Here is a 15,647-nt window from a genome sequence, read left to right on the forward strand (position 1 = left end):
TTCCCTATCAGGATCAGGCTGTTGCGCTGATCAGCGGTCCCAGTGCCGGGCCAGCCGGTCGGCCGCCAGGAACAGGCAAAGGCTGATCGCGGCCAGCAGGATCAGGGCGGCAAACATCAGGTCGGTTTGGGCGCGGCCATTCGACAGCAGCATCAGATGGCCCAGCCCTTTCGACGCGCCGACCCATTCCGCGATGATCACCGCGAAGGGGGCCTGCACCGCCGCCAGCCGCAACCCCGATCCCAGCGCGGGCAGGGCATGGGGCAGTTGCAGCAGCAGCAAGCGGCGCAGCGGGCGCGCCTGCATCTGGCGGGCCAGGTCGTCCAGATCGGGCGGCAGGCGCATCAACCCGTCGAAAAAGGCCGATGTCACCGGGAAATAGGTGACCAGCGCCACCATCACGACCTTGGACGGCGCGCCATAGCCCAGCCAAAGGGTGATGATCGGGGCCAGGGCGAAGACGGGCACGGCCTGCGCAAAGACCATAAGCGGGCGCAGCAGCAGCCGGGCCGCCGGTGACATGGCGAGGTTGAGCGCCGAGGCCATGCCAAGTGCGATACCTGCCGTCAGCCCCATGGCCAGATTTGCAAGGGTCACGCCAGCCTGTGCGCCCAACAGGGCGGCGTTGTCGCGCAGGGCCGACGCCACGCGCATCGGGCCGGGCAGAATGAAATGCGGAACACCCGTCGCCCAGACCACGACCTGCCAGAGGGTCAGCCCGAAGACAAGCGCGGCCAATCCGGGAAGAAGGCGCGTCATGCGGCGTGATCCGGGGTCATCAGGCGACGATAGAGATCTGCCTGTGCGGCAAGGGTGGCGGGGTCGGACAGCGGGCGGGGTGCCTGTGTCGCGGGCAGGCCAAGCGGTGTTGCGCCCGTCGGGTCCAGCAGCCATGCCCCGGTTCCAAGGCGTGCCGCCTCCAGCGGGTCATGGGTGATCAGGATGACGGTGCAACCTTGCAGAACCTCGGCGGCAAGGTCCTGCATGGTGGCGCGGGTTGCCGCATCAAGGGCCGAGAAGGGCTCGTCCAGCACGACGATGGGGCGATCCTCCATCAGGGTGCGGGCAAGGGCCAGCCGCTGGCGTTGCCCGCCCGAGAGGGTGGCGGGGCGGCGGTCTGCATGGCCTTCCAGCCCGACCCGCCCGAGCAGGGCCAGCGCGCGGTCGGGATCGGGCCGGTCCCCGCGGAGCCTTGCGCCAAGGGTGACATTCGCCAGCGCATCGGCCCAGGGCAAAAGCTGATCGGTCTGGGCCATCAGCGTGACGCGCCCGGCCAGGGACATGCCGTCGTCAGCGGCAATGCCGCCCGTCAGATGCGCGGGGCAGGGCAGGCCCGCGATCAGCCTTGCGAGGCTGGATTTTCCCACACCGGAGGGGCCCAGAAGCACCGTCCAGGTCCCGGCGGCGCAGTGCAGGTCCAGACCGGGGCAGAGCCGCCGCCCGCCCAGACACAGATCGCCGGTCAGATGCAGGGCGGGGGCCGTCACTCGGTCGTTCCGCTGACATCCACGGCCAGATCGGCGGCGGGAATGCCGCCCTTCGTCGCGCCGGATGCGGCCAGGAACGCCTCGAGGCGCTGATAGCGGCCGAGGTCCAGCGCGGCGGGGCGCATGGCAAAGCGCGGCCATGTGTCGGCCCAGGCCAGTCGGTTCAGGTCGGTATCCAGCGCCGTGTCGGTGTCGCGGAAGATCTGCCAGGCGGTGTCGGGATCGTTCACGATATCCAGCGCCGCGCGTTCGGTGGCCTGCAGGAAGCGCGCGATCACGCCTGCGTCCATGCGGGCGGGGTCGGCCACGTAGATCAGCTCGTCATAGCTGGGGATGCCCTCGGCCTCGGGGTAGAAACAGCGCCCTGTCTTGCCTTCCAGCGTCAGTTGATTGAGCTCGAAGTTGCGGAAGGCGCCGATCACCGCATCGACCTGTCCCGACATCAGCGCGGGGCTGATCGACCAGCCGATGTTGATCTGCTCGACATCGCCGGGGGCAAGGCCATGATGGGCCAGCATCGCGTTCAGCATCACCTCCTGTACGCCGGCGACGGCAAAGCCCACCTTGCGGCCCTTCAGATCGGGGATGGATTGCACCGGACCATCGGCCAGCACCACAAGGCAGGTCAGCGGGGTTTCCACCAGCGTGCCGACGCGCACAAGCGGCAGGCCCGCGTGGCGGCTGAGGTGCAGTTGCGGCTGGTAGGACACCGCCAGATCGACACGCCCTGCGGCGACCATGCGCGGCGGATCGTTGGGATCGGCGGGGGTCACGATCTCGACCTCGAGGCCCGCTTGCGTGAAATATCCGTTTTCCTGCGCCAGGATGATCGGGCCGTGATCGGGGTTCACGAACCAGTCTAGCATCAGGGTCAGTTTGTCCTGTGCCTGTGCCGGCAAAGCGAGCGTCAGGCAGAGGGCGAGGGCGGCACATGGGGTTTTCATGGGTCTAGGCCTTTCGGGGTTATTGATCTGTCGGGGGGACGGCCAGCAGAGCGATCTGGCCTGTCCAGCGGGATTGCAGGGCGCATCCTGCGTGATGGGCGCGCAGCCCGGTGCGGCAGGCCAGGATCACGCGCGATCCTTCCGGGGGCAGGGGCTGGCCGTGCATTTGATCGGGCGACAGGTGCAGGGCATCCTTGCGGAAGGGGGCGGGTTCCTCGGTGCGCAGGTCGATCACCAGATCGGCGGGGCCGATCTGGGATGGCGCGACAAAGGGCAGGACATGGGCGGGTTCGGCGGCCGCGTCGAAGCGGAAGCCGCCAAAGCGCCATTGCGCGGCATCAAAGCTGATCAGTTGCCCCAGTGGTGCGGGTTGCAGACCCAGCAGGGCCGACAGGGCCATCTGTGCCTGCACGGCGCCGATGGTGGCCACAACCGGCCCCATCACCCCTGCCGTGTCGCAGGTGGCACCCCGTTCGGGCAGGTCTGGGAAGAGGGCGCGCAGGCTTGGTGCGCCGCCGCAGAAACCGGCCGCATAGCCCGACATGGCAAGGGCCGAGGCCGCGATCAGCGGCTTGCCCGCCGCCATGCAGGCATCCGACAGGGTCAGGCTGGCCGCGAATGTATCGGCGCAGTCCATGACCAGATCGGCCCTTGCGACCAGCACGGGGGCATTGGCCGGGTCCAGCCATGTGGTGACAGGTTCGACCGTGACCTCGGGGTTCAGGGCGGCCAGCGCCTCGGTCGCTGCCTCGGCCTTGAAGCGGCCCACCTGGTCCATCCGGTAAAGCGGTTGGCGGTGCAGGTTATGGGTGGCGATGCGGTCACCATCGACCAGCGTGATGCGGCCCACACCCGCGCCCGTCAGGTATTGCAGCACGGGCACGCCCAAGCCCCCCGCGCCCACCACAAGCACATGGGCCGCGCTCAGCCGCGCCTGACCTTCCGCGCCGACCTGCGGCAGGATCGCCTGGCGCGCATAGCGGCTCATCCGCATGCCTCCAGCCAGTCGCGCATCCGCGCCTCGGGGGCGGGGTTGAGGGTGATGTCGGTCACGGCGGCGACGGTATCGGCCCCGGCCGCAAGGCAGGCGCGGCCACGCTCGGGGGTCAGGCCCCCGATGGCGCAGAGGGGGACCTTGCCGACAAGGCGCTTCCATTCGGTCACGCGTTCAAGCCCCTGCTGGTGCCATTTCATCTGCTTGAGGATAGTCGGGTAAACCGGCCCGAGGGCGACATAATCCGGGGACAGCGCCAAGGCGCGGTCCAGTTCGGCATGGTCATGGGTGGACAGGCCCAGCTTCAACCCCGCGCGGCGGATCGCGGGGATGTCGGCGGTATCAAGATCCTCTTGCCCGAGGTGCAGCCAGTCCGCGCCCGCGTCGATGGCGATCTGCCAGTGGTCATTGATCACCAGTGCCGCGCCATGCCGGCGCACAAGCGCCAGACCCTTGCGGATCTCGGCGCGCAAGGCCGCATCCTCCATGTCCTTGAGGCGCAGTTGCACCAGTTTCACGCCCAGCGGCAGGGCGCGTTCCAGCCATGACGCGCTGTCGAAGATCGGGTAGAAACGGGGCAGCGTCATAGCCAGGCCTTTCCGATGACGGGGGTGGAGGGCACGGCCATGTCGCGTGGGGCCATGGGGCCTGCGCCATGGGCCATCCGGCCCGCGCGCGCTGCCAGACCGAAGGCTGTTGCCATTGCCACGGGATCGTCGGCCTGCGCCACGGCGGTGTTCAGAAGAACCGCGTCAAAGCCCATTTCCATCGCATCGGCGGCATGGCTGGGCAGGCCAAGCCCGGCATCCACGACCATGGGAATGTCCGGGAAGGCCGCGCGCAGCATGCGCAGCCCGTAACGGTTGTTCAGCCCCAGGCCGGACCCGATGGGCGCGCCCCATGGCATCAGCACGCGGCATCCCGCATCGACAAGGCGTTGCGCCAGCACCTGGTCCTCGGTGGTGTAGGGAAACACCTGGAAACCTTCGGCGGCCAGGGTCTCGGCTGCCTCCAGCAGGCCGAAAGGATCGGGTTGCAGCGTGTCGGCATGGCCGATCACCTCAAGCTTGATCCAGTTCGTCTCGAAGACCTCGCGGGCCATGCGGGCGGTGGTGACCGCCTCGCGCGCGGAATAGCAGCCTGCGGTATTGGGCAGCACATGCAGGCCCAGCCCCTTGATGATCTGCCAGAAGGCCTGACCGCCCCCGGTTTCGCGGCGCAGCGACACCGTGGCGACGGATGCGCCAGAGGCGCGGAACGCGGCCTCCATCACGGCGGGGGACGGGTATTGCGCCGTGCCCAGCATCAGGGGGCTGTCCAGCGTCACGCCATAGAAATCGCGCATCTCAGCCCCCCTGCATCGGGGCAAGGACTTCGATCCGGTCGCCGTCGCGCAGGGGCTGCGCGGCGCGGGCCGTGGCGGGAACGAACGCACCGTTCAGGGCGGTCGCGACCTTCGCGCCACCCCAGCCCAGTTCCGCCAGCGCATCCGCCAGGGTGGTGGCGGCGATGTCGCGCGCTTCACCGTTTACCTCAATCCTCATGGAACAGGTCTCCTTTCGTGCCGGTTTCCAGGTAGTCCGCCGCCTGCCGCGCCAGTGCCGGGGCCATCAGATAGCCGTGGCGGAAAAGGCCGTTCAGATGCAGCACCCGGCCCCGGCGGATCACGCGGGGGACGTGATCGGCAAAGGCGGGGCGCAGATCCGCGCCGGTCTCGATCACCTGCGCCTCGGCAAAGGCCGGGTGCAGCGCATAGGCGGCTGACAGCAGTTCCAGCAGGGCGCGGGCGGTCACGGGGCCGGGGGCGGCGCTTTCGATCTGGGTCGCGCCCAGCATGAAGACACCATCGCCGCGCGGCACGATGTAAAGCGGATGGCGCGGATGCAGCAGGCGCACCGGGCGCGCCAGCGTCACATCGGGTGTGCGCAGCATCACCATCTCGCCGCGCACGCCGCGCAGTCCGGGCAGGTTGGCGGCAAGTCCACGACAGTCGATCACGGTGCCGGGGATGTCGTCGGGCGTGGCCTCCGCCTGTTCGATGGTGATGCCTTTCACCGCCAGCGCGGCGACCAGATCGGCCAGTGCGCGGCGCGGGGACAGATGCGCTTCGGTCCCGAAGAGCAGCGCCTCGCGCCCGGCCGTTGCAAGGTCGGGTTCCAGATCGGCCAGCGCCGCGCCGCCGATCCGGTCATGGCCTGACGTGCGGCGGGCGAACCGGTCCAGTTCGGCCCGGTCGCGGGCCAGTGCGACGACGAGAGAGCCGTTTTGCGTCACCTCGGTCACCCCGGCCCAGTCTGACGCGGCGCGCTGTCCATGGGCGATCACGGCGGGTTCGGATGTGGCGCCTTCGCAGAAGGGCGCAAGCATGCCGCCCGCCCACCAGGAACAGCCATGCGCGCCGGGGGCGCCGTGGCGGTCGATCAGGCGCGGGGTGATGCCGCGCTGCGACAGCGCATGGGCCGCCCAGAGGCCCGCGACCCCCGCGCCGATGATGGTGACATCAGCCATGCGACCAGACCGCGTGGAAATGATGCACGGGGCCATGGCCATGGCCGATGCGCAGCGTGTCGGCGGCGGCAATCGCGCCTTGCAGATAGCCATGGGCGCGGGTCACAGCGGCGGCCAGCCCCATGCCCTGCGCCAGCCCGGCGGCGACAGCCGCGGACAGGGTGCATCCGGTGCCGTGGGTGTTGCGCGTCGCCCGCCGGGGCGCGGTCAGGCGCAGGGTGCCGTCTGCCGTGATCAGCAGGTCGGTGCAGATATCGCCCGCGCCGTGCCCGCCCTTCATCAGCACGGCCGTCGCGCCAAGCGCCAGCAGGGCGCGGCCCTGGTCCTGCATCGCGGCCTCGTCTTGCGCGGGGGCGCAGTCGAGCAGACGGGCGGCCTCGGGCAGGTTCGGGGTCAGCAGCGTGGCTATGGGCAGCAGATCGGTTCGCAGGGTGCCTACCGCCTCATCCGGCAGCAGCGCATCGCCGGATTTCGCGATCATCACCGGGTCAAGGACAATGGGCACGGTGCGCGCCCGAAGGCCCGCCGCGACCGTGCGGATCGCATCGCCTGCGCCCAGCATGCCCAGCTTGACCGCGCGAATGTCCAGATCGTCAAAGACCGCCGCGATCTGGGCGGCGATCATCGCGGGGCTGGCGGGTTCGACACGCGTGACAGCGCGGGTGTTCTGCGCGGTCAGCGCGGTGATCACGCTGGCCCCATAGACGCCGAGGGCCGAGAATGTCTTGAGATCGGCCTGAATGCCTGCGCCGCCCCCGCTGTCGGAGCCTGCTATGGTCAATGCGATGGGGGCCATGCCCGGTCTTCCTTGCGTCTGGGGGATCAGCGGCTGCAAGGAGACGGATCAGGGGCGCGAAAAGCCCAATGATGGCACCGTTCCCTCCGCCGGTATGACCCGGATCAGGTTCGATGGGTTGGCTTTGCGCCTCTCAGCCCCGGACGGGCACCCCAACGGTTTGCAAGGGAAAGCTAGGTGAGATTCGGGGCCGCTTCAAGTGTCTTTGCGCGGGGTCATTCCCATTCCATCTGCTCATAGGCGGCCTGCGCATTGCGTCCGGCCAAGGCGTCGAACTGTTCCAGATAGGCAAAGGCTGACTGGTCGATGCCGGGGGCCTCGATGATGGTGCCGCCGGCCTCGATCAGGGCGCCGATCTGCTGGCGCAGGTTCACTAGGTAGTCATGGGTGTCGCGCGTGGCCTGTTCCAGCGTGGTCGCGGCCCCGTGACCGGGCACAAGGTGCCGGGGGGCAAGGCGGGCCATCTCTTCGAAGACGGCGATCCAGCTTTTGACATTGGATTGCGGCCCGTTGCCCAGAAGGCGTTCGGTATAGACGATATCGCCGGTCAACACGGTCTGGCGGGCGGGGATCCAGACATAGCTGTCGCCGGGCGTATGGGCCTGACCACGGTGCATGATCTCGATCCGCAGCCCGCCAAGCTCAAGGCTGTGATCGGTCGCGAAGGTGATATCGGCAAAGGCCGGTTCGGTCCCGTCCAGCCCGTCGCCCAGCAATTGGGCCAGCCCGCTCATCTGCATCGAGGCGCGGGCGGCCTGGTCCGCGACGGCCTCATCCGAGGCGATCACCTGCGCGCCCTGCGCCTGCCAATAGCCATTGCCCAGCCAGCGGTGATCCTGCCCGCCGGTATTGATCACATGGGTCACCGGTTGATCCGTGATCGTGCGGATGGTGTCATGGAGCATTGCGGCACCCTTCCAGGAACCGCCCGGATCGACCAGCACCGCGCCTGCCGGGGTCACGATCAGCCCGAAGGTGGCGTTGTTGGCCAGATTGTCCGCGTCGCGCTGTTCCTTGGGGCCGACCAGCGCCCAGATGTCTTGGGTCACGGGCTGCACGGTCAGCACATCGGCAAGGGCCTGCACGGGCGGCATCATGCAGATCAGGGCGATCGCCGGGGCAAGTCGCCGGATCATCTGGGCGGGTGTCATGCAATATCCTCCGAATTTTGAATATGATCGGCGAAGGGCTGGGGGCTGTCCAGTGCCAAACTCTCTGCTAAGACACGGGCAGGGATCCGGGCAGGGGATATCGGATGACGATCCGGCGCAAGCCATGAGCAACTGGTGGCATCAGGCACGGCTGGACGCGGTGACGGGCGCGTTGCAGGCCATGGGGGCCAGGCGGGTGCTGGACCTGGGCTGCGGGTCGGGTGACCTGATGCTGCCCCTGCTGGATCAGCCGGACATCGCGCAGATCGTGGGGCTTGATCTGGACAGGGTCGCGCTGGAGCTTTGCCGCGCGAGGCTGGCGCGCCATCCGCGCGGTGCGCGGGCCGAGGCGCGCGAGGGGTCGATGACCGCGCCGCATCCCGAGCTTGCCGGGTTCGATTGCGCCTGCCTTGTGGAAACGATCGAGCATCTGGCCCCCGCGCAACTGCCCGCGCTGGAACAGGCGCTGTTCGGCGTGATGCGCCCGGCCGGGGTGATCGTGACCACGCCCAATGCCGAATTCAACGATCTGCTGGGGGTGCCAAGGACACGGTTCCGCAGGCCCGATCACCGGTTCGAATGGACAAGGGCGCAGTTTCGCGACTGGGCCGGGGGCGTCATGGACCGGACCGGTTACGCGGTGCGGATCAGCGATATCGCGGGCGCGCATCCCGATCTGGGCGGCGCCAGCCAGATGGCGGTGTTTTCAAAAGGATAAGGCGCGCACCTGCGTGGCGCGCGCCCTGTCGATCAGAGGGTGTGATGCCTGTCACCCAGCGGCCATCGCCTGCTGGACGGTGGCGGTATCAAACTGCTGCGCATCCTCGATCAGCGCCTTGTGCAGCACCTTGATCGTCTGCGCCATCTGCGACTTGTCGATCATCACCTGCATCTCGACCCGGCGGGTGCCTTGCTGCATCGCGATGGGGTGGATATCCGCCGCATCCAGCGCATTCAGCGCACGCCGCATCACGCCCAGGCTGGACAGGTCGCTGCCGATGACCGAGACCAGCGCGAGGTTGCGGGTCGTGATCTCGGCCGTGGGGAAGCGCTTGGCCAGATCGCGTTCCGCCCGACGGATGGATTTCAGCGATCCGTCCAGCCAATGGGTGATGCAATTGGCGTTCGAGGTCTTGGAGACGATCCAGATGTCATGCCGCGTCAGCGCATCCAGAATGGCCGCGTCATAGCCTTTCGCGCCCACCATGTCCGGCTCGAACAGTTCGAATGCATAGACGCCCAGGCCCGTGACCATCTCGACCCGGCCCGGCGTGCCGCCATCGGGGCCGATGAAGGTGCCGGGATCCTCGGGTTCGAACGCATGTTTGACGCGCAGCGGCACATCGGCCTGGCGCAGGATCTTGGCGGCATTGGGGTGGATCGCCTCCATCCCCAGGTTCGACAGCTGATCGGCCACGTCATAGGAGGTGCGCCCGATCTTGCGCACGGCGTCCAGCCCCACCAGCTTGGGATCGGCGCTGGAGAGGTGGAATTCCTTGTGGATGATCGCCTCGGCGGCGCCGGTGCGCGCGGCCAGATGGGCAAAGACCACCTCGGTATAGCCGCGATCGTATTCGCGCATCAGACCTTCGGAACATTGGGCATAGCCCGTCACGATCGGCAGATCCGAGGCCAGGTCCAGCCCGTCCAGCCCCTGTTCCAGGCGCTGTTCAAGGCTGGGCTGGCTATCGTCGCGCCAGCCTGTCAGGTCGACGAAGCGCGCATTCACCCCGTGGCGGTTCAAAAGCATCGTGGTGACAAAGGCGGAATGCGCCTCGCCCAGGCCCGACAACAGTTCGCGCAGGGTCAGCAGATGGGCGTTGATCCGGAAATGCCCGTAAGAGCACAGGCGCTGCAGGTCGATCATGCAGGCGCGCGCGCCCTCGATCCGGTCGCGCACGAAGGCATCCGCGCGCTGGCGGTCGCCGATATCGTCCAGGATCCCGCCATGCACGCGCATCATCTCGGCACCGGTCGCGGTCAGCGCCTCGGACCAGCCTTCGTCGTTGTCGGCATCGGCAAACAGGGCATAGACACCGGACTGGCCCGATTTCTTGTGCTCCAGCAGCGCATTGGTGATCCCGCCGAAGGCCGAGACCACGAAGATGCGCCCATAGGGATCATCGCGCAGATAAAGGCTGTCCAGCAGTTCGGGGGCGCGGCTCATGCAGGTGCCGCCGATCTTTTCAACGGTATGTGTCATGTGGGAATCGCGCCGGCGTCATGTCGGCCGGTCGCCCTTTCGTGTTGGGTCATGTGTCTGGATGGATCGGGTGGATCAGTCGGCCAGCGCGTAGGAGCCGTCGGCGCGGTGCACTTCCTTGCCGGTGACCGGCGGGTTGAAGCAGCAGGCCAGCACAAGTTCGCGGCGCGCGCGCAGCGTGTGCTTGTCATGCAGGTTCAGCGCATACATCACGCCGGGCGTGATCTGATGGACCTTGCCGGTGGCCAGATCCTCGATCTCGCCCTCGCCAGAGATGCAATAAACGCTCTCGAAATGGTTCTTGTAGTGGAACGTATGCTCACTACCGGCCTGAATGGTGGTGATGTGGAAGGAAAAGCCCATTCCGTCATCGGCCAGCAGCAGGCGCACGGATTCCCATTTCTGATCCGCCACCCGGCGATCTGTCTTCTTCTCGATATTGAAATCACGAACGATCATGTCTGCTTACTCCGCTGCAATCTTCTGGCTGTGGCTATGGGGGGCGGTCCGGGCGCGTGTCGCGGCCTCGAGGATATCGAGACCGGCCTTGAGCTGCGCCATCGGAATGGTCAGCGGGGCCAGTACCTTGACCACCTCGTCATGGGCGCCCGAGGTCTCGATGATCAGGCCCTGATCGAAACAGTCGGCGCAGATCGCACCGGCCAGCTCGCCCGAGGTCACATCGACACCCTGCATCATGCCGCGCCCCTTCAGGGTTGCGCCGGGCACCGAAGCGGCGATATCGGCAAGGCGCTGGTTCAGCACCTTGGCCTTTTCCGCGATCTCGGTCTGGAACCTGTCGTCCGACCAGAATTTCTTCAGCGCGACACGCGCCGTGACGAAGGCGTGGTTGTTGCCCCGGAAGGTGCCGTTGTGCTCGGCCGGCTTCCAGATGTCGAATTCGGGCCGGATCAGCAGGGCCGCGAAGGGCAGGCCCATGCCCGACAGCGACTTCGCCAGCGGGATCATGTCGGGGACGACACCCATCTCTTCGAAGGAAAAGAACGTGCCTGTGCGGCCGATGCCCGCCTGGATGTCATCCAGGATCAGCAGCGCGCCATGACGCTTGGCCAGGGCTGCGATGCCCTTGATCCATTTGGCGGATGCGGCGTTCAGACCGCCTTCGCCCTGCACGGGTTCCAGCAGGAAGGCGGCTGGCGCGTCCATGCCGGAGGAGGGGTTGTCCAGCATCATCTCGATCTGTGCCAGCGTATCGACGCCGGGGCCGAAGGCGCCTTCATAGGGCAGGTGGGTCACGCCGGGGATCGGCATGCCCGCACCGCCGCGCTTGCCCGCGTTGCCGGTGGCGCCAAGCGCGCCCAGCGTCATGCCGTGAAAGCCGTTGGTGAAGGCCACGATATTGTGGCGCCCCGTGACCTTGCGGGCCAGCTTCATCGCGGCCTCGACCGCGTTGGTGCCGGTGGGGCCGGTCATCATGATCTTGTGATCCATGCCGCGCGGCTTCAGGATCACCTCTTCGAAGGTTTCCAGAAAGGCGGTCTTGGCGTTGGTATGCATGTCCAGGCCATGGGTCACGCCGTCCGCCGCGATATGGGCGATCAGCGCATCCTTCATGTCCGGGTCATTATGTCCGTAGTTCAGCGAGGAACAGCCCGCCAGAAAGTCGATGTAGTCGCGGCCCGATGCATCCGTCATCGTGGCGTTGGACGCCTTGACGAATTCGGTGGGGAAGCTGCGGCAATAGCTGCGGGCTTCGGATTCGCGACGGGTATAGATGCCGGAGACACCGGCGTGGTCGGTGCGTGTCATGATGTAGCCTTTCGGATTGGGAATGGGGGGTCAGGCGGCCTGCTGGCGCGCGCTGTCCTGGCCTTGTGCCGCATCGGATGCCGCGCGTGCGGCGTCCTGCAGCGTGGTCTTCGCGGCCTCGGAAAAGTCGATTTCGACAAGGTATTCGGTGGCATGCGCGCCGTCGAAATGGGTGCCGCGTTCGAAATGGGGGGCATGGGTCAGGGTGCCGCCGCGCTTGCGCGCAAAGGCGCGGAACAGGCCCCAGGAGGGTTTGTTGTCGCGCGTGATCGTGGTTTCGATCCGCGTGACATCGGCCAGTTCGGGACGGTCGAACAGGGCGCGCAACATGCGTCCTGCAAGGCCCAGTCCGCGCGCCTCGGCGCTGACGGCGACCTGCCAGACAAAAAGCGTTTCCGGCTTTTCGGGCGGGATATGGCCCGAGATCCAGCCGACGATCCGGCCTTCGCGTTCCGCAAGGATGCAGGTGTCGGCGAAGTGGTCGCACTGGATCAGGTTGAAATACATCGAATTCTCGTCAAGCGGCTTGCAGGTGCTGATCAGCGCCCAGACATCCGACCCGTCTTCGACGGTCGGTTTGCGCAGTCGGACGTTCGGCCTTCGGGCCTTGAGCGTATTTGCGGTGTCAGACATCAGTCCCTCATGTCGCTATTTCATTCGATGACCGAAACATAAGCTTTGATGATCAAAATGCAACCCCCTAGGCAAATAGGCGCCTGATTTGCATTTTTCGGCCTAATAACCTATATATAGTGCCTGAAGGCGCTGCATCTCTGCGTGACGCATGGAAAAATACTTCGATAACCGAATATAAAGGGGGAAGCATTATGCTTCGTCAGTCAAACGATATCCTTGAAGCTGCGCAGGGTTCCGTCCAGAATGGCGCGCCGTCCACTTGGGGTATCGACATGACCAGCCGTTCCGAATCCGCCCTCATCACCTTGCGCCGCATCATGCATGTCACGGACACGAATGCGCGCGCGCTGGCGCGGCGGACGGGCCTGACGCTGGCGCAGATGATCGTCTTGGAAATCGTCGCCGAAGACGACCGGACGACCCCCAAGGAAATCGCCCGCCGGTCCGGCGTCAGCCAGGCCACGATCACATCTCTGATCGACAAGCTCGAGGCGCGGGGGCTTGTGACCCGCCGCCGCAGCGTGCAGGACCGCCGGTTGATCCGCGTGACCGCGACCGAAGAAGGGCGCAGGCTGCTGGCGAATGCGCCCAACCCGCTTTACGCCGCTTTCAGCGACCGTTTCGAACGTCTGCCAGATTGGGAACAGTTGATGCTCATGGCCGCACTGGAGCGGGTGGCCGGTCTGATGAATGCCGAAACCGCCGAAGCGCTGCCTCAAGCGGATAAATCGCGCGCCGCGAGTATGTGAGAATTTGCACACAATATGCCCGATTGTGGGTGTATCGTGCGTTCATGCAAATGCTTAACCTCTGGCCATCGTTGATCCCTTGCGAAAGAGGCCGAACATGAGCTGGAACCCCGCCCTTGATCCCCATTGCCCGACCGGTGATGACGTTGACGCCATCCAGACCGTGATCGTGCCGCGCGCCCGCGATCTTGGCGGGTTCGAGGTGCGCCGCGCCCTGCCTGCGCCGCGCCGCCGGATGGTGGGGCCTTTCATCTTCTTCGATCAGATGGGGCCCGCGGAATTCGTGACCGGGCAGGGGATCGACGTGCGCCCGCATCCCCATATCGGGCTGGCGACAGTCACCTATCTGATGAAAGGCCAGATCCATCACCGCGACAGCCTTGGCACCGATCAATGGATCACGCCGGGGGCTGTCAACTGGATGGTGGCGGGCGATGGCATCACCCATTCCGAGCGCACGGATGGCGAGATCCGCAGCGCCCCGCACAGCCTGCTGGGGATCCAGACATGGGTGGCTCTGCCCAAGGGGGCCGAGGATGGCGCGGCGGGGTTCGCGCATGCACCGCAGGCGGCGCTGCCCCTGCTTGAGGGCGAAGGCAAAAGCCTGCGCCTGATCCTTGGCGATGCCTGGGGCGCGCGCGCGCCGATCAAGACCCCGTCCGAGATGTTCTATGCCGATGCCGTGCTGCAGCCCGGTGCGGCGATTCCCTTGCCGGACAATCACGAGGATCGGGGCGTCTATGTGCTGCAGGGGCAGGTCGAAGTGGCAGGCCAAAGCTTTGATGCGGGCCGGATGATGGTGTTTCGCCCCGGTGACCGGATCAGTGTCAAGGCCGGGCCGCAGGGGGCGCGCCTGCTGCTGCTGGGCGGCGAGACGCTGGAGGGGCCCCGCTATATCTGGTGGAACTTCGTGGCCTCGTCGAAGGAACGCATCGAGGCCGCCAAGGAGGCGTGGCGCGAAGGTGACTGGGCGCATGGCCGCTTCCGCCTGCCGCCGGGTGACGATGCGGAACATATCCCCCTTCCGGAACGGTGATCCGTGCCGTTCCGCGGGCTGTCGCTTTTTGGGTAAATCGTTGTTGACGGGGCGGGATGGACCGCATAAGTAGCCTCTCACGCTTGGGAGACCTTGCGGATAGCGAGCGGTTGTAGCTCAGTTGGTTAGAGTACCGGCCTGTCACGCCGGGGGTCGCGGGTTCGAGCCCCGTCAACCGCGCCATCGCTGTCCCTTGATCCCGAAGCGCAATGCGCGGTTGTAGCTCAGTTGGTTAGAGTACCGGCCTGTCACGCCGGGGGTCGCGGGTTCGAGCCCCGTCAACCGCGCCATTTTCTTTCGTTTCGCAGGTTGCGTCATGGCATTTCTTGACAAGATCAGCTGGCCCATCGTGGCCGTGCTGTGCCTGACGCTGGGGCTGGCGCCCTTCGTGCCCGAACCGCATCTGTGGGAAAAGCTCAAGATGCTGATGGCCGGTGATCTGGCGCGTCCCATCGATATCTTCGACATGCTCTGGCATGCGCTGCCCTGGCTGCTGGCGCTGCTGAAGGGCTGGCGCGGCCTACGTCAGTCGTAGCTGTATCCAAGGGCCGCTTCCTGCTGCAGATCCAGGCGGTTACGCAACCATTCCAGATCCTCGGGGGGCAGGGTCTTTGGGGTGGCGGGCCTGTCGGGGATGGCGGGCAGGAACTTTGCGCCCAGACGGTTGACCACGCGGCGCAGCGGCGTCCTGGGCGGTGCCACGTCCAGCCCTGCGCAGATCGCCTGCAAGACCTCGCCGGGGCGGGCCACGGCCTCTTCCATGCGCAGCAGGACGAAGGTGCACCCGGTATCGCCACGGGCCAGCAGGCTGCGCAGCTTGCCCTGACGCAGCGCGATCAGGTCGGGATAGGGCGCGCCGGTGGCGGGATTCAGATCCGGCTTGAGCGGGCGGCCGATCACGCGGGTGGGCACGTTGAAATAGCGCGAGCGGTCAAAGATCGTGTCCCACGGCGCGCGGATGAAGGCGGGAAACTCCAGCGCCTGCATGGCGGGCGTGCAGTGCCAGGGTTTCGCGTGCATCGACAGCATCCAGGGCACCGCATGGCGCACCACGCAGATCAGGGCCAGGTCCTCGGGCACCGGCCTTGCGTGGCTATGGGCGTGTTTCCATCCCAGCGCCTCGGTCGGTTTCAGCGCGGTGTTCTTGCCCAGCAGGCGCTTGACGTAGTTGGTGCCCGAACTGCGTTCGCCCAGAACCTGAAAACGGGTGGGGCGCGTTCCATTGCCGCGGACATGCAGGCCGGTCGTGGCGAAATCGGCCGGGATCATGTCGGTCTTTCCTGCCACGGGTTACGGTCCAGTTGCTTTTTAACGATTCTCACGGCTTAGCAAACAGGCTAAACAAGGCATGGGCAAGTGCAGGTGAGGTTCAG

19 protein-coding genes, 2 tRNA genes and 1 riboswitch are annotated in these 15,647 nt (G+C 66.4%); of the genes, 6 read left to right on the top strand and 15 right to left on the bottom strand.

The genetic code is table 11. From position 1 onward, the window contains the following. Positions 1-30 precede the first annotated feature (30 nt). From ACMUJL_RS19475 to ACMUJL_RS19520, 10 genes are all read right to left on the bottom strand, one after another. Positions 31-759, bottom strand: coding sequence for an ABC transporter permease (locus ACMUJL_RS19475; RefSeq protein WP_068294597.1), 729 nt, complete (start codon positions 757-759; stop codon positions 31-33). After that, positions 756-1,487 carry an ABC transporter ATP-binding protein gene (locus ACMUJL_RS19480; RefSeq protein ID WP_375571588.1) on the bottom strand — a complete coding sequence of 244 codons (732 nt, stop codon included), beginning with the start codon at positions 1,485-1,487 and terminating at the stop codon, positions 756-758. The genes ACMUJL_RS19475 and ACMUJL_RS19480 overlap by 4 nt, the downstream gene beginning before the upstream one ends. Then, positions 1,484-2,431 carry an ABC transporter substrate-binding protein gene (locus ACMUJL_RS19485; RefSeq protein ID WP_375571586.1) on the bottom strand — a complete coding sequence of 316 codons (948 nt, stop codon included), beginning with the start codon at positions 2,429-2,431 and terminating at the stop codon, positions 1,484-1,486. Before ACMUJL_RS19485 ends, ACMUJL_RS19480 begins: the two co-directional genes overlap by 4 nt. A gap of 19 nt (positions 2,432-2,450) precedes the next feature. Further along, positions 2,451-3,419, bottom strand: a complete 969-nt coding sequence (locus ACMUJL_RS19490) for a HesA/MoeB/ThiF family protein (protein ID WP_375571584.1) — start codon at positions 3,417-3,419, stop codon at positions 2,451-2,453. Then, entirely contained in the window at positions 3,416-4,012 is a 597-nt protein-coding gene (locus ACMUJL_RS19495) for a thiamine phosphate synthase (RefSeq protein WP_375571582.1), read from the bottom strand. Before ACMUJL_RS19495 ends, ACMUJL_RS19490 begins: the two co-directional genes overlap by 4 nt. Next, positions 4,009-4,770, bottom strand: a complete 762-nt coding sequence (locus ACMUJL_RS19500; RefSeq protein WP_068294584.1) for a thiazole synthase — start codon at positions 4,768-4,770, stop codon at positions 4,009-4,011. The genes ACMUJL_RS19495 and ACMUJL_RS19500 overlap by 4 nt, the downstream gene beginning before the upstream one ends. 1 nt (position 4,771) lies before the next feature. Further along, positions 4,772-4,969: a sulfur carrier protein ThiS gene (gene thiS, locus ACMUJL_RS19505; RefSeq protein ID WP_068294581.1), complete on the bottom strand. Its 198-nt coding sequence runs from the start codon at positions 4,967-4,969 to the stop codon at positions 4,772-4,774. Continuing rightward, positions 4,959-5,933, bottom strand: coding sequence for an FAD-dependent oxidoreductase (locus ACMUJL_RS19510; RefSeq protein ID WP_068294578.1), 975 nt, complete (start codon positions 5,931-5,933; stop codon positions 4,959-4,961). The genes thiS and ACMUJL_RS19510 overlap by 11 nt, the downstream gene beginning before the upstream one ends. Further along, on the bottom strand, positions 5,926-6,729 hold the full coding sequence (gene thiD, locus ACMUJL_RS19515; protein ID WP_375571579.1) for a bifunctional hydroxymethylpyrimidine kinase/phosphomethylpyrimidine kinase: 804 nt from the start codon (positions 6,727-6,729) through the stop codon (positions 5,926-5,928). The genes ACMUJL_RS19510 and thiD overlap by 8 nt, the downstream gene beginning before the upstream one ends. A gap of 64 nt (positions 6,730-6,793) precedes the next feature. After that, positions 6,794-6,894: riboswitch (TPP riboswitch) on the bottom strand. A 50-nt stretch (positions 6,895-6,944) separates the two neighbouring features. Continuing rightward, positions 6,945-7,880, bottom strand: coding sequence for an MBL fold metallo-hydrolase (locus ACMUJL_RS19520; RefSeq protein WP_375571577.1), 936 nt, complete (start codon positions 7,878-7,880; stop codon positions 6,945-6,947). A gap of 124 nt (positions 7,881-8,004) precedes the next feature. Between ACMUJL_RS19520 and ACMUJL_RS19525 the strand changes: the two genes are divergently transcribed. Further along, entirely contained in the window at positions 8,005-8,598 is a 594-nt protein-coding gene (locus tag ACMUJL_RS19525) for a methyltransferase domain-containing protein (RefSeq protein WP_068294571.1), read from the top strand. 51 nt (positions 8,599-8,649) lie between these two features. Here the strand turns inward: ACMUJL_RS19525 and ACMUJL_RS19530 are convergent, their stop codons facing one another. The 4 genes from ACMUJL_RS19530 to ectA all read right to left on the bottom strand — a co-directional run bounded on the left by ACMUJL_RS19530 (position 8,650) and on the right by ectA (position 12,486). Continuing rightward, on the bottom strand, positions 8,650-10,083 hold the full coding sequence (locus ACMUJL_RS19530; protein ID WP_375571574.1) for an aspartate kinase: 1,434 nt from the start codon (positions 10,081-10,083) through the stop codon (positions 8,650-8,652). Between the two features lie 75 nt (positions 10,084-10,158). Next, complete coding sequence (locus tag ACMUJL_RS19535; RefSeq protein WP_375571572.1) at positions 10,159-10,542, bottom strand: ectoine synthase; 384 nt, start codon at positions 10,540-10,542, stop codon at positions 10,159-10,161. Between the two features lie 6 nt (positions 10,543-10,548). Further along, complete coding sequence (gene ectB, locus ACMUJL_RS19540) at positions 10,549-11,853, bottom strand: diaminobutyrate--2-oxoglutarate transaminase (protein WP_375571570.1); 1,305 nt, start codon at positions 11,851-11,853, stop codon at positions 10,549-10,551. A 30-nt stretch (positions 11,854-11,883) separates the two neighbouring features. Continuing rightward, positions 11,884-12,486, bottom strand: coding sequence for a diaminobutyrate acetyltransferase (gene ectA / locus ACMUJL_RS19545; protein WP_375571568.1), 603 nt, complete (start codon positions 12,484-12,486; stop codon positions 11,884-11,886). 194 nt (positions 12,487-12,680) lie between these two features. On the opposite strand from ectA, the gene ACMUJL_RS19550 reads away from it, so the two are divergent. The 5 genes from ACMUJL_RS19550 (at position 12,681) to ACMUJL_RS19570 (ending at position 14,809) form a co-directional block, all read left to right on the top strand. Continuing rightward, the gene (locus tag ACMUJL_RS19550) at positions 12,681-13,238 is read left to right on the top strand and encodes a MarR family winged helix-turn-helix transcriptional regulator (RefSeq protein ID WP_416914412.1); all 558 of its coding nucleotides are present in this window, start codon (positions 12,681-12,683) and stop codon (positions 13,236-13,238) included. Positions 13,239-13,335: 97 nt separating this feature from the next. Then, complete coding sequence (locus tag ACMUJL_RS19555) at positions 13,336-14,274, top strand: pirin family protein (protein WP_375571564.1); 939 nt, start codon at positions 13,336-13,338, stop codon at positions 14,272-14,274. Between the two features lie 106 nt (positions 14,275-14,380). Next, positions 14,381-14,457, top strand: a tRNA-Asp gene (locus ACMUJL_RS19560). Positions 14,458-14,487: 30 nt separating this feature from the next. Next, positions 14,488-14,564, top strand: a tRNA-Asp gene (locus ACMUJL_RS19565). A gap of 26 nt (positions 14,565-14,590) precedes the next feature. After that, complete coding sequence (locus ACMUJL_RS19570; protein WP_068294551.1) at positions 14,591-14,809, top strand: RND transporter; 219 nt, start codon at positions 14,591-14,593, stop codon at positions 14,807-14,809. Here the strand turns inward: ACMUJL_RS19570 and ACMUJL_RS19575 are convergent. Continuing rightward, positions 14,800-15,561 carry a hypothetical protein gene (locus ACMUJL_RS19575; RefSeq protein ID WP_375571562.1) on the bottom strand — a complete coding sequence of 254 codons (762 nt, stop codon included), beginning with the start codon at positions 15,559-15,561 and terminating at the stop codon, positions 14,800-14,802. The genes ACMUJL_RS19570 and ACMUJL_RS19575 overlap by 10 nt on opposite strands. Positions 15,562-15,647 lie beyond the last annotated feature (86 nt).

The organism is Seohaeicola sp. (genome assembly GCF_048006315.1).
GTDB lineage: Bacteria > Pseudomonadota > Alphaproteobacteria > Rhodobacterales > Rhodobacteraceae > Seohaeicola.